General features: G+C 59.7%; 22 protein-coding genes, 2 tRNA genes and 1 pseudogene. 16 read left to right on the forward strand and 9 right to left on the reverse strand.

The genetic code is table 11. The features are described from left to right. Positions 1-7 precede the first annotated feature (7 nt). Together recO and AC1DA5_RS00970 are read left to right on the forward strand one after the other, a co-directional pair. Positions 8-745 (forward strand): DNA repair protein RecO, encoded by a 738-nt coding sequence (gene recO / locus AC1DA5_RS00965; protein ID WP_480289075.1) that lies wholly within the window; start codon positions 8-10, stop codon positions 743-745. Continuing rightward, positions 742-1,563, forward strand: a complete 822-nt coding sequence (locus AC1DA5_RS00970) for an isoprenyl transferase (RefSeq protein WP_070727518.1) — start codon at positions 742-744, stop codon at positions 1,561-1,563. The genes recO and AC1DA5_RS00970 overlap by 4 nt, the downstream gene beginning before the upstream one ends. Before the next feature lie 5 nt (positions 1,564-1,568). Here the strand turns inward: AC1DA5_RS00970 and AC1DA5_RS00975 are convergent, their stop codons facing one another. The 6 genes from AC1DA5_RS00975 to AC1DA5_RS01000 all read right to left on the reverse strand — a co-directional run bounded on the left by AC1DA5_RS00975 (position 1,569) and on the right by AC1DA5_RS01000 (position 6,421). Beyond that, on the reverse strand, positions 1,569-2,108 hold the full coding sequence (locus AC1DA5_RS00975) for a DedA family protein (protein WP_058236392.1): 540 nt from the start codon (positions 2,106-2,108) through the stop codon (positions 1,569-1,571). Beyond that, entirely contained in the window at positions 2,108-2,509 is a 402-nt protein-coding gene (locus AC1DA5_RS00980) for a Fur family transcriptional regulator (RefSeq protein WP_058236393.1), read from the reverse strand. The genes AC1DA5_RS00975 and AC1DA5_RS00980 overlap by 1 nt, the downstream gene beginning before the upstream one ends. A gap of 77 nt (positions 2,510-2,586) precedes the next feature. After that, the gene (locus AC1DA5_RS00985; RefSeq protein ID WP_092648434.1) at positions 2,587-3,561 is read right to left on the reverse strand and encodes a metal ABC transporter permease; all 975 of its coding nucleotides are present in this window, start codon (positions 3,559-3,561) and stop codon (positions 2,587-2,589) included. Further along, entirely contained in the window at positions 3,554-4,264 is a 711-nt protein-coding gene (locus AC1DA5_RS00990) for a metal ABC transporter ATP-binding protein (RefSeq protein ID WP_074026150.1), read from the reverse strand. The genes AC1DA5_RS00985 and AC1DA5_RS00990 overlap by 8 nt, the downstream gene beginning before the upstream one ends. Positions 4,265-4,296: 32 nt before the next feature. After that, the gene (locus AC1DA5_RS00995) at positions 4,297-5,331 is read right to left on the reverse strand and encodes a metal ABC transporter substrate-binding protein (RefSeq protein ID WP_480289053.1); all 1,035 of its coding nucleotides are present in this window, start codon (positions 5,329-5,331) and stop codon (positions 4,297-4,299) included. A gap of 61 nt (positions 5,332-5,392) precedes the next feature. Continuing rightward, positions 5,393-6,421, reverse strand: a complete 1,029-nt coding sequence (locus tag AC1DA5_RS01000) for a LacI family DNA-binding transcriptional regulator (protein ID WP_070727528.1) — start codon at positions 6,419-6,421, stop codon at positions 5,393-5,395. 213 nt (positions 6,422-6,634) lie between these two features. Between AC1DA5_RS01000 and AC1DA5_RS01005 the strand changes: the two genes are divergently transcribed. From AC1DA5_RS01005 to AC1DA5_RS01035, 7 genes are all read left to right on the forward strand, one after another. Beyond that, positions 6,635-7,891, forward strand: a complete 1,257-nt coding sequence (locus tag AC1DA5_RS01005; RefSeq protein ID WP_058236397.1) for a sugar ABC transporter substrate-binding protein — start codon at positions 6,635-6,637, stop codon at positions 7,889-7,891. Between the two features lie 269 nt (positions 7,892-8,160). Then, positions 8,161-9,657, forward strand: a complete 1,497-nt coding sequence (locus AC1DA5_RS01010) for an ABC transporter permease subunit (protein WP_371935804.1) — start codon at positions 8,161-8,163, stop codon at positions 9,655-9,657. 77 nt (positions 9,658-9,734) lie between these two features. After that, entirely contained in the window at positions 9,735-10,583 is an 849-nt protein-coding gene (locus AC1DA5_RS01015; RefSeq protein ID WP_070727595.1) for a sugar ABC transporter permease, read from the forward strand. A 79-nt stretch (positions 10,584-10,662) separates the two neighbouring features. Next, entirely contained in the window at positions 10,663-12,054 is a 1,392-nt protein-coding gene (locus tag AC1DA5_RS01020) for a glycine--tRNA ligase (protein ID WP_058236399.1), read from the forward strand. Positions 12,055-12,072: 18 nt separating this feature from the next. Then, positions 12,073-13,338: a tRNA dihydrouridine synthase DusB gene (dusB, locus tag AC1DA5_RS01025; RefSeq protein WP_074026151.1), complete on the forward strand. Its 1,266-nt coding sequence runs from the start codon at positions 12,073-12,075 to the stop codon at positions 13,336-13,338. Positions 13,339-13,342: 4 nt separating this feature from the next. Then, the gene (gene aroD / locus AC1DA5_RS01030; RefSeq protein WP_157886340.1) at positions 13,343-14,086 is read left to right on the forward strand and encodes a type I 3-dehydroquinate dehydratase; all 744 of its coding nucleotides are present in this window, start codon (positions 13,343-13,345) and stop codon (positions 14,084-14,086) included. Then, positions 14,067-16,811 (forward strand): glycoside hydrolase family 95 protein, encoded by a 2,745-nt coding sequence (locus AC1DA5_RS01035; RefSeq protein ID WP_480289054.1) that lies wholly within the window; start codon positions 14,067-14,069, stop codon positions 16,809-16,811. Before aroD ends, AC1DA5_RS01035 begins: the two co-directional genes overlap by 20 nt. Before the next feature lie 20 nt (positions 16,812-16,831). Here the strand turns inward: AC1DA5_RS01035 and AC1DA5_RS01040 are convergent, their stop codons facing one another. Further along, the gene (locus AC1DA5_RS01040; protein ID WP_092648437.1) at positions 16,832-17,260 is read right to left on the reverse strand and encodes a TetR/AcrR family transcriptional regulator; all 429 of its coding nucleotides are present in this window, start codon (positions 17,258-17,260) and stop codon (positions 16,832-16,834) included. Positions 17,261-17,288: 28 nt separating this feature from the next. Here AC1DA5_RS01040 and AC1DA5_RS01045 point away from each other — a divergent pair. Then, positions 17,289-17,873, forward strand: a pseudogene (locus AC1DA5_RS01045) (hypothetical protein); the annotation flags it as partial. 109 nt (positions 17,874-17,982) lie between these two features. Here AC1DA5_RS01045 and AC1DA5_RS01050 read toward each other — a convergent pair. Continuing rightward, positions 17,983-19,218, reverse strand: coding sequence for a beta/alpha barrel domain-containing protein (locus AC1DA5_RS01050; protein ID WP_157886341.1), 1,236 nt, complete (start codon positions 19,216-19,218; stop codon positions 17,983-17,985). Between the two features lie 90 nt (positions 19,219-19,308). Between AC1DA5_RS01050 and AC1DA5_RS01055 the strand changes: the two genes are divergently transcribed. The 5 genes from AC1DA5_RS01055 to AC1DA5_RS01075 all read left to right on the forward strand — a co-directional run bounded on the left by AC1DA5_RS01055 (position 19,309) and on the right by AC1DA5_RS01075 (position 23,873). Next, positions 19,309-20,592 (forward strand): deoxyguanosinetriphosphate triphosphohydrolase, encoded by a 1,284-nt coding sequence (locus AC1DA5_RS01055; RefSeq protein WP_092649081.1) that lies wholly within the window; start codon positions 19,309-19,311, stop codon positions 20,590-20,592. Positions 20,593-20,617: 25 nt separating this feature from the next. Beyond that, positions 20,618-22,609 (forward strand): DNA primase, encoded by a 1,992-nt coding sequence (dnaG, locus tag AC1DA5_RS01060; RefSeq protein WP_092648439.1) that lies wholly within the window; start codon positions 20,618-20,620, stop codon positions 22,607-22,609. A gap of 8 nt (positions 22,610-22,617) precedes the next feature. After that, complete coding sequence (locus AC1DA5_RS01065; protein WP_058236406.1) at positions 22,618-23,100, forward strand: S-ribosylhomocysteine lyase; 483 nt, start codon at positions 22,618-22,620, stop codon at positions 23,098-23,100. A 27-nt stretch (positions 23,101-23,127) separates the two neighbouring features. Further along, positions 23,128-23,631, forward strand: a complete 504-nt coding sequence (locus tag AC1DA5_RS01070; RefSeq protein WP_058236407.1) for a hypothetical protein — start codon at positions 23,128-23,130, stop codon at positions 23,629-23,631. A gap of 170 nt (positions 23,632-23,801) precedes the next feature. Continuing rightward, a tRNA-Asn gene (locus AC1DA5_RS01075) sits at positions 23,802-23,873 on the forward strand. Between the two features lie 113 nt (positions 23,874-23,986). On the opposite strand, the gene AC1DA5_RS01080 is transcribed toward AC1DA5_RS01075, so the two are convergent. Beyond that, positions 23,987-24,370, reverse strand: a complete 384-nt coding sequence (locus tag AC1DA5_RS01080; RefSeq protein ID WP_092648440.1) for a hypothetical protein — start codon at positions 24,368-24,370, stop codon at positions 23,987-23,989. Between the two features lie 148 nt (positions 24,371-24,518). Between AC1DA5_RS01080 and AC1DA5_RS01085 the strand changes: the two genes are divergently transcribed. After that, a tRNA-Ile gene (locus AC1DA5_RS01085) sits at positions 24,519-24,592 on the forward strand. The last annotated feature ends 62 nt before the right edge of the window (positions 24,593-24,654 follow it).

The raw sequence follows: 24,654 nt of genomic DNA on the forward strand, positions 1-24,654 counted from the left end.
GAGCGTGATCAGAAGCTACCGGGACCAGGCGATCGTCCTGCGCACCCACAAACTGGGGGAAGCTGACCGTATCGTCTGCCTGCTCACCAAGGAAAACGGGCAGGTACGCACGGTAGCCAAAGGGGTACGCCGCACCACCTCGAAATTCGGTGCGCGCCTGGAACCGTTCTCACTGATCGACGTACAGCTGCATCGTGGCCGCACATTCGACATTGTGACGCAGGTGGAAATGCTGCGTCCCTACGGCACTCAACTGGCTTCGGACTTCGATTTGTTCGCCGCCGGAACCGTCATGGTGGAAACAGCCGAACGCCTCACGGGCGATTCAGCTGACGGCGCACACGCTCAATACTCACTCCTGCTCGGAGCACTCCACGCGTTGGCCAACCTGCGTCACGACCCGGTCCTCATCGTCGATTCGTATCTTCTACGCGCCCTGTCAGTGGCGGGGTGGGCACCCTCGTGCTTCGCATGCGCCAGTTGCGGCAAGCCCGGCCCGCACACGTCCTTCTCCATTTCCGAGGGTGGCGCGCTGTGCGACGAGTGCCAAAGCGAAGGGGGAGTGGCCGTCTCGGAGAACACGATGGAACTGATGGGGCACCTCCTGGCCGGAAACTGGGATCAGGCTGACCGCACCGAAGCGTATGACCGGCAACGCGTCGCACACCTGACATCGGCGTATACGCAGTGGCATTTGGAACGTAAGCTGCGCGCACTCCAGCTCTTCGAAAGGAAACGGGCATGACATCTGCCCAGGCTCCGGTTGATCGGGCACCATCAGATCCCACTGCTCCTGTGCTCGGTCCGGGTCAGTGGTCCCAACCGGTTCCCGTTTTTGACCGCGTGCCTCGCCACGTCGCCCTCGTGATGGATGGAAATGGTCGATGGGCCAATGCTCGCGGATTGAATCGCACGGCAGGGCATCACGCCGGAGAATACTCCCTGATGGACACGATCGCCGGTGCCATTGACGCGGGCGTGCGCTATCTGAGCGTCTACACCTTTTCGACGGAAAACTGGAAACGTTCCCCGGCTGAAGTGCGTTTCATCATGAACTACGCGCCCGATGTGCTCACGCGCAGGACGGGCCAACTTGATGAATGGGGTGTGCGCGTGCGATGGAGTGGACGGCGACCCAAACTGTGGAAGTCCGTTATTCACGCCCTGGAAAAAGCTGAGCGCGCCACCGAATCGAACCGGACGCTCGATCTGATTTTGTGTGTCAACTACGGTGGGCGCGCCGAAATTGTGGACGCTGCACGCACGATTGCCATGGAGATTGCTGACGGGACGATGAAGCCGGCTGGCGTGACTGAACGGACGTTTGCGCGCCACTTGTATCTGCCCGATGTGCCAGATGTCGACCTGATGATTCGCACCTCAGGCGAGCAACGTATTTCGAACTACCTGCTCTGGCAGCTGGCGTACGCGGAGATGATGTTCGTGGATACGCCGTGGCCGCAATTTGACCGCAGTGAACTGTGGAAATGTCTGGCGTCCTACGGGAAACGTGATCGCCGTTTCGGTGGCGCCGTCAATTCACCGCACGCGCCGCTTCGGTGAGCGTCCTACTGTGCTGATACCGGGGATTCCTCGCACGTCAGGACTTCCTGAGGTGCCGCTTTGGGGTGCGAGCGACGATAAATGAGCCAGCTGGCCAGAATAATCACCGCCAGAGCGATCCCGATCCATGCAATCGGAGAGCCTGCGATTGCGCCGATGGCAGCGACCCACACAGCCAGCAGTCCCAGCCCGTACATGATCGACCACGCTACGCACCCGGGAAGCATCGCGAGGGTATAGGTGCGCCACTTCAACCGGACAACTCCGGCACCGGCATTGACCGCTGTCTGAACACCGACGGTGAGGAAGCACAGTGGGATGATCAAAAGTCCCCATTTTTCGAGCAGTTCTGCACCGCGGCGGGGAACAGGCCCGTTAAACCAGCGGGCGATCGCGCCGATGAGGCCGGAGTGTCCGTCACCTTTCAGGGCGCCCGCGGCGGCGCCTCGACCAAGCCAATAGGTGCCCTGGGCGCGCAAGAAGACGACAAAGAACAGGAAGATGAAAAGAGGCAGCCCGCTTGAGGCCCACTGGGGAACTGGCATCAGTCCTCGTCATCCTCAACAGCGCTGCACTCAGAGCACAGACCGAATACTTCGAGCGAATGGGCAACCTCAGTGAAGCCGTGCTGCGAGGCGATCTGAGAAATCCAGGATTCTGCTTCGCTGACTTCGATCTCTTCAGTGTGACCGCAGTTGCGGCACACCAGGTGGTGGTGGTGGCCTTCATCTTCGCACAGACGGAACATCGATTCGCCATCGTCCATGCGCAGGACATCGACGACATTCATCTCAGCCAGTGCCTGCAGATTGCGGTAGACCGTCGCTAGGCCGACGCGCTGCCCCTGATTTGTCAGGTCGTCGTAGATCCGCTGTGCGGAACGAAAGTCCTTGTCACGACGCAGCTCGTTAAAGACGGATTGACGTTGCCGAGTCATCCGCTGCACGATGTCCCCCTCTTGCCGACCCTGAAGTAAATCTTCTCGTTCTTGGAAGCATACAGGGTTGAGGCGAGAAATGGAGATTACAGTGTGTCATCTGCTGGTGGTGTGCCCATCCGATCGGGGGAGTCAGGATGCGCCGAATGAGCGTGAGGATCACCGGCAATCAGATGTGTATGTCCGCCGGTGACCTGGAGGCGTCGCCCTCGTCGAATACCGTCAATGGCAGCCTTGATGACGAATCCGAGGATGTATACGACGATAGCTGCCACCACGATGAGTGCGCCGGGGGAGACATCCACGAAGTAGGTCACCACAAGGCCGCCGACACATAGCACGGTTCCCAGAGCCATTGCGCAGGCCATTGTGGAGCGGAAGGAACGGGTGACGAGTTGCGCGATTGCGACCGGGACGATCATCAGGGCCGACACCAGGAGCGAGCCCACGACGCGCATCGCAACTGCGACAGTTAACGCCGACAGGATCGCGATGAGGATGGACAGGGCAGCCACCGGAAGGCCGGTTGAGTGCGCGAAGTCCTCATCATCGGTCACTGCGTACAGTGCAGGAGAGAATCCCAGGCCAATGAGCAATATGAGTGCACATAGCGCGCCGATCAGATAGACGTCACCCCATTGCACTGTTGAGATGGATCCGAATAGATACGAGTTCAACTGTGTGGACGTTCCACCTGCCAGACCGATCAGCAGGACGCCGGTGGCGATGCCTCCGTAGAACAACATGGCGAGGGCAACGTCGGCACTGGTGCGGCCACTGAGCCTGACGACTTCGATCGTCACCGCGCCCAGGATTGATACGACAAGGGCGCCCGGCAATGCCCATTGATCAGAAGGCGTCACGTTTGCAGCTGTCCCGGCGATCCAGCCCAGAGCCACACCCGTCAGCGAGACGTGCCCGATGCCGTCTCCCAGCATCGCCATGCGGCGATGTACCAGGTAGGTGCCGACGATGGGTGCGCACAGTCCGACCAGCAGCGCTGCCAGCAGGGAGCGGAGCATCAGTGGGGATGTGAAAAGGTCGGCGAGTGCCTCATCCATGATGGCTCGCCTCCTCGGTCGATGCCGGTTGTGGGGCGTCGTCGTAGGTGATGTGGCCGGCGGCAATGGTGATTTGACGATCCAGGAGGGGGCGTAGTTCCCCTAGCTCATGCAGGACCAACACAATGGTGGTGCCCCCGTCCTTGGCTGACTGCACGATCGACGCCAGGCGTTGGCGCGAAACCGAATCGATTCCAGTTAGCGGCTCATCCATGATGAGAAAATCCGGGTGGCGCACCAGGGCGCGCGCAATGTTGACGCGCTGACGCTGCCCACCCGACAGGATGGAGACCGGATCGTTTGCGCGATGTGCGAGCCCGACCAGTTCCAGAGCACCGAGCGCTTTGCGTCGATCGGAGCGTGACAGCCAGAATTTTCGAGGCCCCAGTAAACCTGAGGCGACAACTTCACGCGCATTGGAGGCGACGCCGCCGCCTGCGCGTGAATATTGCGGGACGTAGCCGATGCGCGACCATGGTCGCTTGCCGTGCGCACTGACCTGCATGCCGAACAGTGACATGCTGCCACGTGTCACCGGTGCGGTGCCAAGGATCGCGTGTACCAGCGTGGACTTGCCGGAACCGTTGGCACCCGTCACGGCGAGCGTTTGTCCGGCGGGTATATCCAGGTTAATGCCGTGCAGGATGAGGGTGTCATCCCACGCGACATGCAGGTCACGCATGCTGACGGCAAGAGTGGTCATGTCAGACGCATCGGGGCAGGTCATTGCGGGGGCTACTTGCAATCCAGTGCTGTGCGCAGAGCAGCCAGATTGTCTCTCATCACGTCCATGTAGTCCTTGGATGGATCGTTTTGGGATTCGAGGGGATCAAGGACTGCGGTCTTAATTCCCAGGTCCTCTGCCAGTGTCTGCGCAATCTTCGGGTCAATGAGAGTCTCAGTGAAAATTGTCGTCACGCCTTCTTTCTTGGCCAGCTCGGAGATCTCCTTCAGTTTGGCTGGCGAGGGCGATGTTTCCGGATCAATACCGGCAATGCCTTCCTGGTTCACGCTGGCGCGGTCGGCCAGGTAACCGAAGGCCTCGTGCGAGGTGATGAATGTCGTGTGAGCGCACTTGCGTGTGCCCTCGACAATTTCCGTCGACAATTCGTTGAGGGAAGTAGACACCTGGGCCGCCTGCGTGGTGTACAGCTGCGCGTTGGTTGGGTCGGCTTTTGCGAGCGCCTGTCCAATCATCGTGGCAGCTTGAGCCATACGCTGGGGATCCAGCCAGAAATGTGGATCCACGTCACCGTGGTCATGTTCGTGACCTGTGTCGTGATCGCCGTGTTCCTCATCCGCCGAGTCAGTGTCCTCGGCCTCACTGTGCCCCGACTGCGCGTCCTCGTCTACGTGCGTGGGGGACAGGAGCTGAACAGCACTGGCAACGTCAACAACGTGTTCGGGTGGATTGATCGCAACAGCGTCATCGACGGCAGTCTGGAAACCAGAAAGATAGACCACGATGTCTGAACGCCCCAATTCGTTCACCTTGGCCGGCGACAGCTCCAGGTCGTGCGGTTCGGCGCCCGGAGGTGTCAGTGACGACACGGCTACACGATCACCGCCGATCTGCTCCACCAGATATTGCAACGGGTAGAAGGATGCCGCGACGTTGAGTACCGTCGACCCGTCGGACTGGGAGGACTGGCCTGCGTCAGCGATGACCGACCGTTCAGACTGCGTGGATTGGGGTGCTGAAGGAGTGGAACACCCGGCGAGCACGGTGGCAGCGCAGACGAGGGTGAGGAGAGGACGCGAGATCTTCATACCTACAACTCCACCGTAAGTGAGAATGAATGTCAAGTGGACCTGGTGTGAGATGTGTAGTTTATCGCGATGTGGACGGCGCTCGGCCAGTCGAACCGCGGACAACCAGATCCGGTGTGTACAAAAATGCCCCGGACGTGGCGGGCATGTCAGGATTCTTAATCGCTTCGAACAGAGTGCGAACTGCAGCCGTGGTAATTGCATCGACAGGCTGGCGGATCGTCGTGAGGGGTGGATCGAGGTGAGCCATGAGTTGCGAATCGTCAAACCCGACAACCGACAGGTCATCCGGCACGCGCATGCCACGTGACTTTGCCGCGCGAATTGCGCCCAGTGCCTGCATATCTGATCCAGTGACGAGGGCAGTCATGCCTTCATCGAGCAGACCGTGAGTTGCAGCTGCGGCGGCCTCGTATGTGTAGAACGTTTCGACAATGCGCGGCTTGTCGATTCCGAACTCCTGAGCCATGACTGTCTTGAATGCGTCGACTTTCCTGCTGGCGGGCACGATGTGCGTATGCCCGGACAGCAGAGCGATCCGTGTGTGTCCCAGTTCGCGCAGGTGACGCACGGCGATCGAGATACCGATCTGGTCGGCGGCAGAAAAATCTGCGCTTTCAATCTCCTCGCGTGATCCATTGATGGTGACGAATGGGATGCGTCGTTCGCGCAGGTGATGGTAGCGGGACATATCTCCGCGAAAATCGGCGTGACGCCCCGACACAAAAATCAAGCCGGAGCATCCGTGGGACAGAAGGGTTTGAACGTAGTCACCCTCGGAGGTGGAGCCGGGAGTCTGACTGCAGATCAATGGGATTGCACCTGTGCGCGAAACCTCAGCCTGGATGGCGTGGGCGTATGCGGCGAAAATTGGATTGGTCAGTTCGGGGATGATGATCCCGACGCAGGGGGTGGAGGAGGAGCGTTCAGGAAGGGGGCGTTCATACCCCAGAGAATCAATCGCCGTCAGGACGCGGTGGCGCGTCTCGGCTGACACGGGGCCAGTTCCGTTAATGACGCGTGACACGGTAGCTGTTGACACCTGCGCGTGTTCAGCGATATCAGTCATCCGTGTGCGGTGCTTCGGCATTGAACCCTCCCCGTTATGTACGTCTTATCGATCGTAGTCGATCACGAGGGTGAGCCGTGCATGGCTCACCGAGTGGACGCTGTACTGAATGTAACAGTTCTCTATCTTTTCTGTAAATCCTTGCACAATTGTCGGAGATTATTTACAGTAAGAGCTACAACCGCACGGCAGCGGAGCGTGCGGATTCACGATCACCCGATCATAGGAGTTTGAATGCGCAGACGCATAACTGTACTTGGTGCCCTCGCCATCGTTGCCACACTGACAGCGTGCGGCGGAAATTCGCCGTCCGGCCAGTCCTCAGACGGTGTTGACGCGGAACAGTCCGCCATCGGACAGTCCGCTTCGGACGGTGCTGCAACCGTTGGATCCCTCACTATCTGGGCAGATGACACCCGAACCGGGCCGCTGAAAGAACTCGCGAAAGATTTCACTGCTCAAACGCAAATTGACGTCAATATCTTCTCCAAGTCCAACGACACCATGTCGAAAGACTTCATCGCGCAGGTACCTACCGGCAAAGGCCCCGACATGATGGTGACCGCTCACGATGGGCTGGGAGAACTGGTCAACAATGGTGTGGTCGCTCCGGTTGACATTGCCGATTCAGCTGACGCCTTTACCGAATCAGCAGTGCAGGCCGTGACCTATGACGGGCAGACCTACGGCGTGCCCTACGCCACCGAATCGCTGGCACTGGTGCGCAATAACGCGCTGACCACGGATGAGCCTGCCACATTCGACGAGATGATCGAATCGGGCAAAGCGACAGGAGCCGAGTATCCGTTCGTCCTCCAAACCGGAGATCAGGGAGACCCGTACCATTACTACCCATTCCAGACCTCCTTTGGTGCAACGGTTTTTGCTCAGGAAGCTGACGGTTCCTACACCTCAGAGCTGACGATGGGTGGCGAAAAGGGGGTGGCGTATGCTACATGGCTGAAGCAACAGGCAGACGCTGGAATCTTCGACATCAACATCACCGGCGAAATCGCCAAGCAGTCCTTCCTGGACGGCAAAGCGGCATACACCGTGACGGGTCCGTGGAACGTTGACGCTTTCCGCGATGCCGGCATGGACATCTCTGTGCTGCCCATCCCCTCAGCGGGAGGTGAAACAGCGGCGCCGTTCGTCGGCGTCCAAGTCTTCTACGCATCTGCAAAGAGCCAGAACCAGGTGCTTGTCTCGAAGTTCATGGACTTTATGAAGACCCCCGAAGCGCAGCAGAAAATGTACGACCTGGCTGGGCGCACACCGGCTCTGAAAGAAACAGCCGCCGCAATTGATGACCCTGACATTCAGGCTTTCTCCAAGATTGCCGAAACCGGTATGCCCATGCCGTCTATTCCTGAGATGAGCGCCGTGTGGCAGTTCTGGGGTCTGACCGAAGCGAACATCATCTCCGGCAAGGAAGCTCCCGAAGAAGGCTGGAACACGATGATCTCCAACATTCAAGGCGCTATTGAGTAGTGTCTGTCGCGTCGCGCTGCTCACTGCAGCGTGACAGACCAGTGGCACGGGGATGAGAAACGAGGTGCCTCGCATCTCTTTTCTCATCCACCGTGCCGCCCGCACTCTGTTCACCCAATCAGGAGTAGGCCATGTCGTCGCCTTCATCAGCAACGTCTTCTCACACAGAACAGTCCTCACAGTCAACGGATTCACCGCAGGCCCCCTCGTACCGCACTTCACATGCCCGCGACATAACGAGGCCCGGTTTTATCGCCAAATTGATCTTGATGATGCTCGTCAATGCACTCGGCGTCTACGGCATCATCACAGCGGCGTTCGTCCAGTCGTGGCTCATCGTGGCGCTACTGGTCCTTCTGCTGGTTGCCGTCGATTTCATCTATTTTTCCTCGCGGATGCTGCCCGCCAAATACCTGATCCCCGGCCTGGTGTTCCTCCTGATCTACCAGGTCTTCGTCATGGGGTATACCGGCTACGTGTCCTTCACAAACTACGGGCAAGGGCATAACTCGACCAAAGCTGACGCCATCAGCTCCATCATGATGGAGAACAAGAAAAGGGTGGATGGCGCGCCCACCGTCAATATGGCGGTCGTCGACGACGGCGGCACACTGGGGCTGGCGGTCGAAGATCCCGATACACATGCGGTGAGCGTCGGTTTTGAGGATGTGCCGCTTCATGAGGTCAACGCACAAGTCGGCTCCCTGGGTATCACCTCGGTGGAAGGCTACGACGTCCTCGCGTTTGCAGATGTTGCAGCCCGACAAAACGACGTGGTCAACCTGACTGTACCGGTCAGTGACAACCCTGACGACGGGTATTACGTCACCACCGACGGCTCCAAAGGTTATCTGGCTCAGCCCACATTCCACTACGACGAACAAGCCGACACCATGACAAACACGGCAACCGGCGTGGTGTACACGGCAGACAGTGACGGTTTCTTCACCTCACCAGACGGCGAGCACCTCACGCCCGGGTGGCGCGTCTTTGTCGGTTTCGACAACTACGCCTCAATGGTGGTCAGCCCTGACCTGGCCGTCCCGTTCTTTAAATCGCTGATCTGGTCGTTCGTCTTTGCATTCGGATCGGTGATCACCACCTTCGCCTTCGGCCTCTTCCTGGCATTGACATTCGCTGATCAGCGCATCAAAGGCCGGCGCGTCTTCCAGTCCCTGATGATTCTGCCCTACGCGTTCCCTGGCTTCCTCGCCACCCTGGTCTGGCGCGGCATGCTCAACGAGCGCTTCGGCTTCGTCAACGAGGCATTGCTGGGCTGGATGCCCGGAGCGAATATTCCGTGGCTGACCGATGGGACGTGGGCGAAGGTCTCCATCCTGGGGGTGAACTTGTGGCTCGGATTCCCATACATGTTCCTCGTCTGCCTGGGTGCACTGCAATCGTTGCCCTCTGACGTCATGGAGGCGGCGAAGATAGACGGAGCAGGGGCGCTGCGCACAGTGTGGTCAGTGAAGCTACCACTGGTGCTGCAATCGACGGTCCCACTGCTCATCTCATCGTTTGCCTTCAACTTCAACAACTTCTCACTGATCTACATGCTCACAGGTGGCGGCCCGTCCTATCCGGGATTGTCGGTGCCGGTGGGTGAGACTGACATTTTGATCTCGATGGTCTACAAGATCGCATTTGACCGGGGCGGGCAGAACTTCGGTCTGGCATCAGCCATGTCGATCGTCATCTTCATCGTCGTAGGAGTGATCTCCTGGCTGGGCTTCAGGAAGACGCGCGCATTGGAGGAACTGTGATGACTACTGCATCAACGTCTCAAGCTGCCACAACACGCGGCGCACACAACGATCAGGCGAACAATACACGCCACTCGATGTCGGCTGGCCGATGGATGCGAGAGCTGGGGTGGAGGTATGTGGTCGGTATCCTCGTCACCATCTACTGTCTGATTCCTCTGCTGTACGTCTTGTCTGTCTCCCTGTCGCCGGGCGCGACGCTGACCGGAGCCAACAAGTTATTCCAGCACTTCTCATTGGAGAACTTCCAAGCACTGGGGCAAACCACGTACTGGCAGTGGATCAAGAACTCGCTGATCGTTTCATCGATTACCGCGATTGGTACAGTGCTGATGGGCGCTGCGGCCGCTTACGCATTTTCCCGTTTTCGTTTCCGAGGGCGACGCGGCACACTCACCTTCCTGCTCCTGGTTCAGATGTTCCCGCAGATGCTGGCATTCGTGGCACTGTTCCTGCTGCTGCTCGCCCTCCAGGACGTTTTTCCGGTCCTGGGACTGGACTCTCGTCTGGCGCTGATCTGCGTGTATCTGGGCGGCGCATTGGGGTCGAACACCTTCCTGCTGTACGGGTTCTTTAACACCGTTCCCCGCGAACTTGACGAAGCGGCCGAAATCGACGGGGCAAGCCACGCTCAGACGTTCTGGACGATCATCATGCCGCTCGTGATCCCGATCCTGGCTGTTGTCGGTTTACTGTCCTTTATCGCCAGTTTCTCCGACTTCGTCATTGCGCGTGTTGTGCTGCAAAGCGAATCAAATTTCACACTGGCTGTCGGCATGTACAACTGGGCTGCCGATGAGCGCGTGGCACCGTGGGGCCTGTTCGCCGCAGGAGCCGTTGTCGCGGCAATTCCGGTGATTGTGCTGTTCCAGTATCTGCAAAAGTACATCGTGTCGGGTCTGACAGCGGGCGCAGTGAAGGGGTAACGCAGTAAAACCGGTAGACTCGAGCGCGTGAGCGTCGCACCAGCCAGGTGCGACGATGAAAATAAGGAGAATATCCAACATGGCACAAGGCCCTTCACGTCTCGACTCGGTCATCAGCCTGGCCAAGCGCCGCGGCTTCGTGTTTCCCTCCGGGGAAATCTACGGTGGTACCCGTTCAGCCTGGGATTACGGTCCGCTGGGTGTGGAGCTGAAAGAAAACATCAAGCGCCAATGGTGGAACACTGTTGTGCGCTCCCGTGACGATGTTGTGGGACTGGACTCAGCCGTTATTTTGCCCAAGCGCGTGTGGGAAGTGTCCGGTCATGTCACAGCATTCACTGACCCATTGACCGAATGCCTGTCCTGCCACAAGCGTCTGCGTGAGGACGAACTAATCGAGCAGTACGCTGAGAAGCATTCGAAAGATGAAGGCGACGTGTCGATGGAAGACGTGCCGTGTCCGAACTGTGGGACGCGCGGTCAGTGGACACAGCCCAAGGCTTTCTCCGGACTGCTCAAGACATTCCTTGGTCCCGTTGATGACGAGGCCGGACTGCACTACCTGCGCCCCGAAACAGCACAGGGTATCTTCACGCAGTTCGCCAACGTTATGTCGACCTCCCGCAAGAAACCACCGTTCGGAATCGCTCAGATCGGCAAGTCCTTCCGCAACGAAATCACGCCAGGTAACTTCATCTTCCGTACCCGCGAATTCGAGCAGATGGAGCTTGAGTTCTTCGTAGAACCTGGCACTGATGAGCAGTGGCATCAGCAGTGGATCGACCAGCGTTTCCAGTGGTACGTCGACCTGGGCATTGATCCCGAACACCTGCGCCTGTACGAACACCCGAAAGAGAAACTCTCGCACTACTCCAAGCGCACCGTTGATATCGAATACACGTTCGGTTTCCAAGGCTCCCAGTGGGGCGAGCTCGAAGGCATCGCGAACCGTACCGACTACGACCTATCGGTCCATGCCGAAGCTTCCGGCGCCAAGCTGGACTACTTCGATCAGCAGAAGAACGAACGCTGGACTCCGTATGTTATCGAACCGTCGGCTGGTCTGACCCGCTCTCTCATGGCATTCCTCGTGGAAGCTTACGACGAGGAAGAAGTACCCAACGCGAAGGGTGGTGCGGACAAGCGAACGGTGCTGCATATGGATCCTCGTCTGGCTCCCGTCAAGGCCGCCGTCTTGCCGCTGTCACGCAAGCCGGAACTGCAGGAGCCTGCACGCGAACTGGCGAAGAGCCTGCGCATGCGGTGGAACGTGGACTATGACGATGCTGGCGCGGTGGGCCGGCGCTACCGCCGTCAAGATGAGATCGGCACACCCTACTGCGTCACCATTGACTTCGACTCGCTCGACGATCACGCAGCGACAATCCGTGAGCGCGACTCGATGGAGCAGGTGCGCATCCCGATCGACGAGGTTCCTGCCTGGCTTGCCGATAAGCTCGGCGCCTGCTGAGGCATACCTGTCCATCCGATGACGTTACTTCCCGTTCAGTGTGCTCCCGCCTTCGCGCCTGTAGCTGTCGGCCCCATTCAATTGTGGTCACCGGTCATCCTGGCGCCGATGGCGGGAGTCACGAATGTGCCATTTCGGCGCCTGTGCCGCCGCTTCGGTGAGGAAGGCCTGCCCGAGCATTTGCGTCCAGCTCCTGACGGGCAGGCACATCCACGTCCCCGGATCGATGCGCCAGCGGGCCTGTATGTCACCGAAATGGTGACCTCGCGCGCTCTGGTTGAAGGCAACCAACGCACGTTGGATATGGTGCGCGTGGATCCTGAAGAACGGGTGCGCTCCATCCAGCTATATGGAGTCGATCCTGACGTGATGGCGGCTGCGACCCGACTGCTTGTCGAGCAGGATCTGGCCGATCATGTGGACCTGAATTTTGGTTGCCCGGTGCCGAAAGTCACGCGCAAGGGTGGGGGAGCTGCGCTTCCCTACAAGCGGGACCTGTTTGCCTCACTGGTCGGTGCTGTGGTTCGCGCGGCTGACGATGCCGGCCGCACTGTCGGCCGAGATATTCCCGTCACTATCAAGATGCGAATCGGCATCGATGACGGCCACGTGACCTACCTGGATGCCGCACGCATTGCGCAGCAGGCAGGCGTCGCCGGTATTGCTCTGCACGCACGCACACAGCACCAGTACTATTCGGGCGCCGCCCAGTGGCAGGCGATTGCGCGACTACGCGACGTCGTGCGTGAGGACATCCCCGTCTTCGGCAATGGAGACATTTTCAGCGGAGACGATGCCCGAGCCATGATGGACAGCACAGGATGTAATGCAGTGGTGATCGGTCGCGGCGCGCAGGGCCGCCCCTGGCTGTTCCGCGAACTCGTTGCAGCCTTGCACGGGCATCCGCTTCCACCACCGCCCACGCTCCGCCAGATCACACCCATCATTGAGCAGCATGCTCGCTGGCAGGTCGAAGAAATGGCCGACGAATATCGCGCGATGCGTCACCTGCGCGCTCACATCGGCTGGTACCTGCGCGGATTCGCGATCGGCGGGCCATCTCGCCAGGCTCTCAATCTGGTTTCCTCCCTGGAGGAGCTGCATGAGCGACTGATGGATCTTGACCTCGATCAGCCCTTCCCGTCGGCAGCGCAGGGCAGCAGAGGACGCGCAGGACACGAGAAGAAACCGCATCTTCCCGATGGGTGGCTCAACTCGCGCACACTAACTGACGATGAACGCCAGCACCTGCACCTGGCTGAAGATGATGCGTCAGGCGGGTGAGAACATGCAACGAGAAGTCCAGATCGGCCCCGTTTTCCTGGGGCCGGGGAATCCGACCAGAATTATCGCACCGCTGACCGGGAGCACATGGGACGCCCTCGTCGACGAGATCGACAACCTGCATGGCGAGCCGATTGATCTTGCCGAGTGGCGCGCAGATATGTGGCCAGATCCCGACGAGCTTGCCAGCGTGTGCAGCGCTGTTGTCCAACGGTGCACCATTCCCGTCCTCGCCACCATACGCACCATTGACGAGGGCGGCCGCAGCGCCCTGGATGAAAACGCATACGCTCACAGTGTCAGGAAACTGGCGGCGCTTGCGCCCTGTGTGGACGTGGAAGCCAGATGGCCGAGCAGCGCACAGATCGTGGACGATGCTCACAACGATGGCAGTACCGTCATTATTTCCGCACACAACTGGGAGCTGACACCGTCACCTGAAGAGATCACGCGCCAGCTTGAGCAGATGGCGGCACTGGATGGAGATATCGTCAAGGTCGCCTATCGCGCTCACTCACATGCTGATGCGGACGCGATTATGCAGGCTGGACGGTGGGCGATGTCGCACCTGGACGTGCCGACGATCTGTATCGGCATGGGCGAGGCTGGTGTGGCGACACGCCTGGCGGGGCCTGAGTTTGGACTGGCGGCCACATTTGCAACGGTCGGCGCGTCCAGTGCGCCTGGCCAGTTGCCGGCTCAACAGGTAGCACACACACTACGTGGACATGCGCACCGTGCGCACTGACATTGCGCACCGCGCACCGATCGAAGGAAGGCGCCTCATGGCGAGCGCTCAGCATACAACGTCACACCACCACGACCTGCGCCTGTGGTACAGGCAACCGGCGAGCCTGACCGAACTGATGTCCAGTGGAAAAGGGCCGCAAGCTGGCTCGCCCTCCATCGTGGACGCTGACTCTCGCATCTGGCAGGAAACAGTGATGCCGATCGGAAACGGTGACCTGGGCGGCGCGATATTTGGTGAGATCAGCCGCGATCGCATCGGTTTCAACGAGAAAACCCTGTGGACGGGCGGACCGGGAAGCACGCCGACCTATGACGGCGGCAACTCAGTCGAACACGGCAGAAACGGCCAGACGCTGCGCTCGGTGCAGCACCTATTCGAACAGGGACGCCGCGAAGAAGCAGCGCGCCTGGCGTCGAACACTCTCATAGGCGGCTTCAATGCCGCCGAACAAGGAGGCTACCAGGCGTGGGGAACCGTCTACCTCGACTACGGTTTCGCTGATGACCACTACTCGAATTATGAACGTGACCTGAATCTGTCGACCGGGATCGCGCACGTCGCATTCGATCATGACGGGACACACATCACCCGCGAATACTTTGCCTCCAACCCTGACAACGTTCTTGTCATGCATCTGACGTCCACCACCGCACAGACACTGGCCGTGTCGTTTCCAACGAAGCAGGACAGTCAGAAAAACGCTGAGCGCACCACCGTTGACGTGGCTGGAGGCCTCCTTGAAGTCAGCGGTGCACTGCATAACAACGGCCTGCGCTATGCCTCGGCAATTAAAGTGGCCAGCACTGACGGCGAGGTCAGCGACGGGGGAGACCACTTGAGTATTGCAGGGTGCACGCACGTGTCGCTGCTGGTGAGCGCGGCGACTGATTATGCGCTGACGTTTCCGGCATATCGAACTGGCGAGAGCCCGCGCGATGTGTCGAGACGTGTCAGGGCGGTGCTGGAAGAGGCTGCTGCACGCAGCATTGATGACCTGCGTGAACGCCACCAGCGTGACTACAGCGCGCTGTTTGACAGAGTGGAGCTGGACCTGGGCCAATGCGACGCGAAAAATGCGGGCCAATGTGACGGGGGCGAAGCGGATCAGTGCGCCCGGACCGTTCCGACTGACGTGCTACTCGACGCCTACCGCGCAGGAGATGCCTCGCCTGCGCAGCAACGCGAACTGGAAGTTGTGCTGTTTCAGTACGGACGCTACCTCGGCATCAGCTCCTCGCGGGAGAACTCACTGCTGCCAGCCAATTTGCAGGGCGTATGGGCGAACAGGTCTGACGATACCGTTGGGCCGAATGCATGGAACTCCGACTACCACCTCAACGTCAACATGCAGATGATCTACTGGGCGGCCTACAGTACGAACCTGGTCGAAACTGCCGATCCGATGATCCGCTTCATGAAGGCTCTGGTCGAACCGGGCAGACGCACGGCACGCATCTACCTGGGTACCGATGGCAGTGAAGGATCAGGTTTCAGCGCTCACACCGAGAACACTCCATTTGGCTGGACCACTCCGGGACGTGACTTTTTCTGGGGATGGTCGCCCGCCGTGGTTCCGTGGATGCTGCACAACGTCTACGAATGGTACGAGTTCACCGGGGACACGGAGCGCCTGCGAGAAGACATCTACCCGCTGCTCAAAGAACAGGCAGACCTGTACGTGCAGCGCCTGCTGCACCCGTCCACCGACTCGACGGGCACACGCCGCCTAGTCTCATCGCCTGCCTACTCGCCCGAACATGGGCCGGTCACTGACGGCAACGTGTACGAGCAGACCCTGATCTGGCAAATGCTGACTGACGCCATCGAAGCGGCAGAGGTGCTGCAGGTGGATGCCGATCGGCTGACGATGGATGAGAGCTGCTCCATCGACGATTGGGAGCGGGACTGGGAAAATGGCGGCGCGTTCACCTCGGACGCTTCACGTTCATGGGCGTGCGCCAGGCAGCTGCTCGACCCCATCGTCATTGGCGACTCAGGCCAGATCAAGGAATGGTACGACGAGGGCGCCCTCGGGCATCATACGGATGGCTCCGCGATCGCGGACTATCAGTGCTACCACCGCCACATGTCGCATGTGCTGGGCCTCTATCCTGGCGACCTGATCACTGTTGATCATGCAGAATTCCTCGACGCGGCAAAGGTGTCGATGAATGATCGATCTGACCGCGCGACCGGGTGGGGAATTGCTCAGCGACTGAATTCGTGGGCCCGCGCCGGTGATGGGGAGCGTGCGCACCGCATCATCCAGTCTTTTTTTGCCAACGGGATCTACCCCAACCTGTTCGATACACACCCGCCGTTCCAGATCGACGGGAACTTCGGCTACATCGCAGGTGTCAGCGAAATGCTGCTGCAGTCCAATTCGACCTGGGTGAGTCAGGATGGACGCGAGTACCGCAACTATATGTATCCAGCGCCCGCGTTGCCGCGCGTGTGGAGAAACGGTCGAGTCAGTGGGCTGCGCGCTCGCGGCAACTTCACGGTTGGCTATGAATGGGCCGATGGCGCCGTCACTTTGATGACGATTACCTCCGGAAGCGGCGGGCACGCAGTGGTACGTCTGTCGGGAGCCTCGAACGCGACCGTGACAAGCGCTGACGGCGCGTGCGTGAGATCGACGCTGCTGGACGCCACGCACCTCGCATTCGATACGCGTCCTGGCGAAACCTACACCATCACTCACCTGACCAAGGAAGCGTGAGCGTGTGGGCGCGAGGAGACCTACCGGCTCCGTGGCGAGCGAACCAGTTCGACAACCGTATCCAGGCGGCGCTGCGCGATGGGAGCGAACTCGTCGATAAGTGCCTGCTCTGACATGGATGCGAGAGGTTCGAGCTGGACAATGTAGCGCATCGTGGCCACACCGTACAGCGTGGACATGACGCACTCAATCTCCCGCGCAATCGCTGTGCGCGTGGCGGGTGACAGGGGAGGAGCGTCAGTTCCGCACACGTGCTGATGAATAAAGTCAGTAATGTCGGGGATGATGCTGGAGTGTACGTAGGAGCGGAAACGCTGCTTGGAGTCGAAATAATAGTTCACCATTGCCGGATCGCAGTTGGCGCGAGCCGCGATATGACGGGTTGTGATGCCGTCGTATCCATTCGCAATGAATTCTTCTTCTGCGATGCGTCTGATGATTTCGCGCATGTCGCCGCGCTTGCCATGCGCGACATGGCGCAAACCCCTGGTGGGACTGGTCGGGGAAATCCTGGTGAAGTTCCATCCCGAGGCAAACAACCACGCGGTGCGCGTTATTGAAGAGGAAGGGTGTGAGGCGGAACTGCCCACACTGATGCAGTTCTTCCACAACGCGATGGCATCAGCATCGTGGAACGCTCACAACCTGGGGATAGTTGACATGATTGAACATGGCTGCCCGAACATCATCTGTGCACAGTCTTTCGGCTGCCTGCCCAACCACATCATTGGTAAGGGAATGTTCCGCGCGCTGCGCAATCGCTACCCGCAGGCCAATGTGGTGTCAGTGGACTACGATCCGGGTGCCTCACAGGTCAACCAGCTCAACCGCATCAAGCTGATGATCTCAACGGCGATGGAACAGCATCGGCGCGAGAGCGCGGATGGCGTGCTGGATTTCGGCACAGTCGACATTGTGTGGGATGAGGAAGACAAGGGATTTGAGCCACGCCGACCGGCATGCGGAAGTTGCGCGATGGCCTCACTGGCCGCCCAGTCCGAATTCGCCGTCGATCGCGGCGATCGTCCCTCCCTGCCGATTGTGGCGGTGACCAGCAATTAGCGCGTTGGTCGGGCTGCTCCGCAGAACAGGCCGACCCAGGATCGAGATCGGCGCGATGTTGCCAATGCCCGGGCGCTGATGGTTCTCTGATTGAGCAGGCCCGTGTGGCTTACGAATAGCTGGAGACGGGAGGGGCCTGAACCAAGGCTGCTTCAAACCAGGCGCACTGGTCAGGGCCGACAACAGTGGGCTGATTCGGCTCACCACCGGAGCGCCCCGTTGAATCAAGCAGCAGCGCATGTTCGGGCGGAACCTCAACAGGAGTATCAGAAGCGTTGACCACCACCATGACGCCGGCGCACAGGTGCACACCCACACCCTCATGCGCCCAGGCCAGGTGGTTCACGTATGCCAAGGATCCTGACCCCATGGAGCGCTCAACACGGATCCTCAGGGCACGTGAGACCATTTCGCGCTCGCGGCGCGCATCCTCACTCGGCTCCCACTCCACGTGAGCCCCGTCGTGAGCATCAAAATTGCGGCGACCGGCCAGCCTGTCGAACGGTGTGTAGGCCGCGCCCGGAAGTGACAGCGCCACCAGTGCCATCGCGTTTCGTCTCCACTGATCGGCGCCTTCTTCCCACGAACCGGGTACCGGGCTCACCGGTCGGTTATCGGTCGGGCAATGCGACCACTGCCAGGCAGAAACGTGTCCGAGGTTCGAACGCTTCGACAACGTGCGCTCAATGCGTGCGCGCAGCTGGTTAATGTCCCACGGGCATGTCACCAAAGCGTCGTCACGCAGATGGTGGAACCAGTCTTCTTCGAGGTGACGGCTTAATGCATGTGGGGTGGTAATCGAGCTTTCTGCAGCCAGAATCGGCATGCGATCAAAATCGGCCAGCTCTGCCTGCAGAATGTGGATCAGTTGCGTGAAGCGCTGCGCCTGATCGTCACCTGACTGGTCATCCTCGCGAATGATTCCCAGGTCAATCCCGTCGGCACCGGCTTTCAGAGCCGCCCTCGTGCGCACGACCAGTGAGGACACGTCCTGTTCGAAGTTGACAAACGCTCCCTCGCTGCTGCCCGGCACGCGCGCGCCGGACAGTCGGACGATGACCTTGACGCCGGTGCGGTGAACACGCTCGATAAATGATGCCAGGCGCGACCCATCCACCGCGATGTCGGCATGTGCGGGCCGGACGGCAACAGCCGTGAAGCCGACGCGCGCAAAATCGAAGGAGAGTTTTTCGATAACTTCCAAATCCTCATCGGTCACACCGCCGCCGATATCGCAGATCACGGCGCGTCTCCACCAGGGGAAATGTCCCCGTTGGACGCGGTGAACCAGTCGCGTAGTCACGCTTGAATCGGATGCGACGTGAAAAGTCGACGTGTCAGACATAATGCTATTGTGGCCCATTCGCGTGCCGAAGGCACATATTGTCCAGGGAAGAGCATGTACGGGCGTTAGGCTGGAGCCGTGAACCAGCGCATGAACCACGCCCAGGTGCCCCATCGGATCGTCTACTCGGCAGGTGACCGTGAACGATTCGTCGCAGAATCACCCAAGAATCCTGAACGCACCGATTTCGAACGTGACCGCGCGCGAATTGTCCATTCATCAGCGCTGAGACGCTTGGGCGCCAAGACTCAGGTGCTGGGACCCATCAGCGATGACTTCGTGCGCACGCGCCTGACGCACTCACTGGAAGTGGCACAGGTGGGTCGCGAGCTTGGTAAAGAACTTGGCGCAGATCCAGACGTTGTGGAGGCAGCGTGCCTGTCTCACGATTTGGGCCACCCGCCGTTCGGTCACAACGGCGAACGCGTGCTCAACGACCTGGCGCAAGATGCCGGAGGCTTTGAGGGAAACGCTCAGACACTGCGCATTGTGGTGCGCCTCGAACCCAAAGTTGTCGCCCCGGACGGGGCACCCTCGGGACTGAATTTGACGAGGGCGACGCTGGACGCCATCGCGAAGTATCCGTGGAAGCGCGGCCAGGGCCCCGACCCTGACAAGTCGATGAAGAAGTTTGGCGTCTATGAAGACGACGCTGAGGTGTTCACCTGGATGCGTGGCGATGTGCCCGCCGGGAGGCGCTGCCTCGAAGCACAGATCATGGACCTGTCTGATGACATCGGATACTGCGTGCACGACGTGGAAGACGCGATCGCCACGCACGCGATGGATGTCAGCCACGTGGGTGACGACGAGCATGTGGCCGGAATCATCGACTCCACTTTGCAGTGGTACGGCGGGGGAGCGAGCGCCGATGAGCTGGAAGCGGCGATGGAGCGCCTGCTAACGCTTCCGGTGTGGCTGCACCGTTTCGATGGCACGTATGCGGACCTTGCGGCCTTGAAAAATCTGACCAGCCAGTTGATCGGCAGGTTTTGTCAAAGCGTTGTTGCGGCCACGCGCGAAGTGGCCGGTGATGGCCCACTGGGACGGCACCATGCGGACCTGGTGATTCCTCGGGACGTGCGGGCGGAGATTCAGCTGCTCAAGGGGATCGCTGTGCACTACGTGATGTCTCCGCGAGAAACCGAACCGGTCTACCTGCATCAGCGCACGATTCTTGCCGACCTGGTTGACGCGTTGCTCGAATCGCGCGGGCAGCACCTCGAAGAGCCGTTTGCGACTGCATGGCAACATGCCGACGGTGATGCCGAGCGGCTGCGTGTCGTCATCGATCAGGTGGCGACATTGACGGATATTTCAGCCTCACAGTGGCACGCCCGCCTGTGCGGACTGCTATCGACCCAGTGGACGTGAGGGCGCGGAACAGTACACTGAAGCCATGGCTGGCATGATCCGTCGAGAAGACATAGCGGCGGTGCGTGAAGCCTGCCGGATCGAAGAGGTGGTAGGCGAACACGTCACCTTGAAGAGTGCGGGCGTGGGTGCGTTGAAAGGACTGTGCCCCTTCCACGACGAGAAGACCCCGTCATTCCACGTGCGCCCCGTGGTCGGCCTGTGGCACTGCTTCGGATGTGGTGAAGGCGGAGACGTCATCAGCTTCATCCAGAAGATCAACCATATGAGCTTCGTTGAAGCCGTCGAGATGCTCGCCCAGCGTTACTCGATCACGCTGCACTATGAAGAAGGCGGCCGGCGGGTACGCGAGGAAGAACCGGGGAAGCGTCAGCGCCTCCTGGATGCCCACAATGTGGCAGAGGATTTCTACCGCGAACAGCTCCTGTCCCACGAGGCAAAGCCGGGCCGCACTTTCCTGGCCAACCGCGGTTTTTCGCAGTCCGACAGTGCGCAGTTCGGGATCGGGTATTCGCCGCAATCGTGGGATTCGCTCACACGTGTGCTGCGCTCGCGTGGATTCACGGATGCGGAAATTCTGGCAGCCGGACTTGCCAGTCAGGGTAACCGCGGCATCTACGATCGTTTTCGAGGGCGCCTGATGTGGCCAATCCGCGACATTACTGGCGCGACCGTCGGATTCGGTGCGAGGCGCCTGGACGATTCTGACACGAATTCTCCGAAGTATCTGAATACCCCCGAGACACCGATTTACCACAAGTCACAGGTTCTTTATGGCCTTGACCTGGCCAAGCGCGAAATTTCCAAGCGTCGACGCATCGTCATTGTGGAAGGCTACACCGATGTGATGGCCGCGCATGTGGCTGGTGAAGTCACTGCGGTGGCCACATGCGGCACGGCGTTCGGCTCCGAGCACGTCAAGATCGTGCGGCGTCTGCTTGGTGACAGTGCTGATCCTGCGGCCGGAGTGGTGCTCTCATCGGGACGTGCTCACGGTGGAGAAATCATTTTCACTTTTGATGGTGATGAGGCCGGTCGCAAGGCGGCGCTTCGTGCTTTTGGTGAGGATCAGAACTTTGCCGCCCAGACTTTCGTCGCCGTGGAGACATCTGGCCTGGATCCGTGTGACTTGCGGCTTCGCAGCGGTGATCAGGCGGTATTAAATCTGGTCAATTCGCGCACACCGCTGTTTGAGTTTGTTATCCGCTCGTTGCTGCACCTGCAGGATTTGAACACTGCTGAAGGTCGCGTTGCCGCGTTGCACGCTGCCTCTCCCGTGGTGGCCGGGATCAAGGACAGGGCGTTGCGTAACGAGTACACGCGTTCACTGGCAGGCTGGCTCGGCATGGATATGCGAGATGTGGCCAAGTCGGTGCGCACCGCGCCGCGGATGGCGTCCAATCAGGGTGGTCGTTATGCGCAGGCGCGCAGCTACACGTCGCCCTCGGCAATGGACATGGCGGGCGCGGGCGTGCCTGGACGAGTGCCGGCAGCAGTGATGGACGATCCGGTGGCGAACCTGGAGCGCCAGGCCCTTGAGGTGTTGATTCAACGCCCAGTCGACGTGGTGGATTCCGGTTTTGAGGAACTGGGCGGGGAAGCGTTCACGGTGCCTGCTCACAGGGCAGTTCACGACGCTGTGCGCGCTATCGGCGGGCTGCAGACCTTTACTGACATGCTGACCCGAGCAGAAGACTCGATGGGCAGGGGGGACGCGGCGGAAGCTGCTGCGACGAAGAAATTTGCCGAAGCGATTCGTGAAAGCGCCGGGCCGGTTGTCGATGCGGTTGTCACGCAGCTGGCTGTCGCACCCTTGCCGCAGGACCGTCCCGACCAAATGCGTTCGTTTTCGCGCGGCATTATTGCTGCGATGGTGCGGATGGATCTGACGCGTCGAAGTGCCGAGCTGCATGCGAAACTGCAGCGTATGAACTCTGATGATGAGCGCTATGCTGAGACCTTCACAGAGTTGATGAAATGTGAAGAGCGGCGGCGAGCGTTCGCTGAGCAGAATTAGGAGAAGAAATGGCGGAAGTGGAAAGTTTCCAGCTCGATCATACGGCTGTGCGCGCGCCTTACGTGCGGCTCATCAATCGTGAGAGCGGGCCTGCCGGTGACGTGATCTCGAATTTCGATCTTCGTTTTGTCCAGCCCAACGCGAACGCCATCCCCACCGGGGGGTTGCATACGATTGAGCACCTCTTGGCGTCACTCCTGCGTGACCGCATGGACGGAATCATTGACTGCTCACCGTTCGGTTGCCGTACCGGGTTCCATCTGATTACGTGGGGAGAACCGGCAGTGGAGGACATTGCGCGCGTAGTGACCGATTCTCTTCGCGCCATTGCCGAAGACGTCGCGTGGGACGATGTGCCGGGTACGGATGAAAAGTCGTGTGGCAACTACCGTGATCATTCGCTGTTCAGCGCTCGCGAGTGGGCTCGCTCCATCATCGATGCCGGCTTGAGCGTTGATCCTTACGAGCGCCAGCTTCTGGACGCGAACTAGATCACCGTTGCGGATATCCTCATTGCTATGACACCTTCGAAACCTTCTCACAGCCAGCTTCCCTCCACGGTTGCGCAGCATCTGCCCGCCTATGATGCGAGTGCTCCATGCGAGCGCCTCGAGGACGGGCGAGTAGTCATCGCCGGCAAGTACGCATTTTTCGTCGCCAGTGACGAGGGTGTCCACCTCGCTGCCATGTGGTACGAAGTTCAGCATGCGCGCTGGAACGCTGAGAAGCGGACGTTGAGCGTCACGTGGGTCGATCCCGACCGCGAACCGTTCACGGGCGTCACGATCAGTGAGGACCCAGAGCGTTTTATGGCGCTTATGAGTGAAGCTGTGTCGCAGTCGATCGTGACTCAACGTTCGGTGACGGTTGATTCGGGTGCGACAGTGACTGCTGCAATCCGTCGAACTGCTGATGGGCAGTTGTTCTCCACACTCGTGTCGGATGGGCCGCTAACCGGTGAGGAAGCGCATCAGGCGGACGCGCTTGAACGGGATGTGCGCGAAGGTGTCGGCCTCGACTAGCGAGACCGAGCAGCGGCCTCACATGAGCGTGCGAATGTGAGCCTGAGCCACTCACCCTGGCCGTTGGCGCGTGAGCAGTGCTGTACTGGCACGTGCAACAAAGTGAGGGATACACCACCTCTTTCAAGTTGCCCCTTTTGGTCATCAGTCGCTAGACTTCAATGCGTTGATCCCGCGTAGCTCAACGGCAGAGCATCCGACTGTTAATCGGACGGTTACTGGTTCGAATCCAGTCGCGGGAGCTTTTTATTGCCCTGACTTGGGCCAATCGGCGTGCTCCAATTGGCCGAACAGTGGCCCCTCGCCTTACTCTCGCGTAGACCACGTGCCCGAACGCTCCCCGGACAATCATTGCTTAAATGTTCGTGAGGCGATCTCCCAGCGTCAGCCTACTTTCGGTCAGGCATTCCTCGATGATGTCGTGAAGACTAGCAAACTCCGATGTGTCGAGATCATTCAGGTCCTCACCGGTTTCGCGGATCACTTTCATCAGTTGGCCATATGCCAGGCAGCTTGCGAACGTGAACTCTCGTAGTGCGTCTCGCAGCGCGATCGCTGCAAGTGTCTGTTCGACCTGGTCGTCAGCAGCCTTATGGCGCAGCATGCTCGCCAGCCACCCGGCTAAGGTTTGGTACAGCATCCACAATGTGGCCTCATCTTCGTCGGCGTTCTCACGGAACGCGCCGAGGGCATCGTAGAGCTTGACAGCTAGTGCGTGAACGTCAGTGAACTGGTTCATGAGTAGACTCCTCTGAATGATTGGGGTAAGGCAGCGACTGGTCCGTTTTGCGTTCCTGTCATCGTGGTGCACAGTATGACCCACACCACTGGCATTTGCGTTCAGGCGCGATTCGCTTTCGAAGCCTTAAAGCGGTTAGGCTAGATCTGCCCTGATAGCTCAGTCGGTTAGAGCAGCGGACTCATAATCCGTTTGTCCCGGGTTCGAGCCCCGGTCGGGGCACCGCAGAATCACAACGACAAGCGCCTGCCCCGACGGTGATGGGATACGCATACTAGGCCCCC

The organism is Pauljensenia sp. C0254C2 (assembly GCF_056583835.1).

Coding starts and splice junctions, on each gene's coding strand:
- AC1DA5_RS00985 (WP_092648434.1), bottom strand. CDS start 3,561: ATGGATGAGGCACTCGCCGACCTTTTCACATCCCCACTGATGCTCCGC.
- AC1DA5_RS01050 (WP_157886341.1), bottom strand. CDS start 19,218: ATGTCTGACACGTCGACTTTTCACGTCGCATCCGATTCAAGCGTGACT.
- AC1DA5_RS01005 (WP_058236397.1), top strand. CDS start 6,635: ATGCGCAGACGCATAACTGTACTTGGTGCCCTCGCCATCGTTGCCACA.
- AC1DA5_RS00970 (WP_070727518.1), top strand. CDS start 742: ATGACATCTGCCCAGGCTCCGGTTGATCGGGCACCATCAGATCCCACT.
- AC1DA5_RS01065 (WP_058236406.1), top strand. CDS start 22,618: ATGGCGGAAGTGGAAAGTTTCCAGCTCGATCATACGGCTGTGCGCGCG.
- AC1DA5_RS00975 (WP_058236392.1), bottom strand. CDS start 2,108: ATGCCAGTTCCCCAGTGGGCCTCAAGCGGGCTGCCTCTTTTCATCTTC.
- AC1DA5_RS01040 (WP_092648437.1), bottom strand. CDS start 17,260: ATGCGCGAAATCATCAGACGCATCGCAGAAGAAGAATTCATTGCGAAT.
- AC1DA5_RS01055 (WP_092649081.1), top strand. CDS start 19,309: ATGAACCACGCCCAGGTGCCCCATCGGATCGTCTACTCGGCAGGTGAC.
- AC1DA5_RS01070 (WP_058236407.1), top strand. CDS start 23,128: ATGACACCTTCGAAACCTTCTCACAGCCAGCTTCCCTCCACGGTTGCG.
- aroD (WP_157886340.1), top strand. CDS start 13,343: ATGCAACGAGAAGTCCAGATCGGCCCCGTTTTCCTGGGGCCGGGGAAT.
- AC1DA5_RS01035 (WP_480289054.1), top strand. CDS start 14,067: ATGCGCACCGTGCGCACTGACATTGCGCACCGCGCACCGATCGAAGGA.
- AC1DA5_RS00990 (WP_074026150.1), bottom strand. CDS start 4,264: ATGACCACTCTTGCCGTCAGCATGCGTGACCTGCATGTCGCGTGGGAT.
- dnaG (WP_092648439.1), top strand. CDS start 20,618: ATGGCTGGCATGATCCGTCGAGAAGACATAGCGGCGGTGCGTGAAGCC.
- AC1DA5_RS01020 (WP_058236399.1), top strand. CDS start 10,663: ATGGCACAAGGCCCTTCACGTCTCGACTCGGTCATCAGCCTGGCCAAG.
- AC1DA5_RS01015 (WP_070727595.1), top strand. CDS start 9,735: ATGTCGGCTGGCCGATGGATGCGAGAGCTGGGGTGGAGGTATGTGGTC.
- AC1DA5_RS01000 (WP_070727528.1), bottom strand. CDS start 6,421: ATGCCGAAGCACCGCACACGGATGACTGATATCGCTGAACACGCGCAG.
- dusB (WP_074026151.1), top strand. CDS start 12,073: ATGACGTTACTTCCCGTTCAGTGTGCTCCCGCCTTCGCGCCTGTAGCT.
- AC1DA5_RS00995 (WP_480289053.1), bottom strand. CDS start 5,331: ATGAAGATCTCGCGTCCTCTCCTCACCCTCGTCTGCGCTGCCACCGTG.
- AC1DA5_RS01010 (WP_371935804.1), top strand. CDS start 8,161: ATGATGCTCGTCAATGCACTCGGCGTCTACGGCATCATCACAGCGGCG.
- AC1DA5_RS01080 (WP_092648440.1), bottom strand. CDS start 24,370: ATGAACCAGTTCACTGACGTTCACGCACTAGCTGTCAAGCTCTACGAT.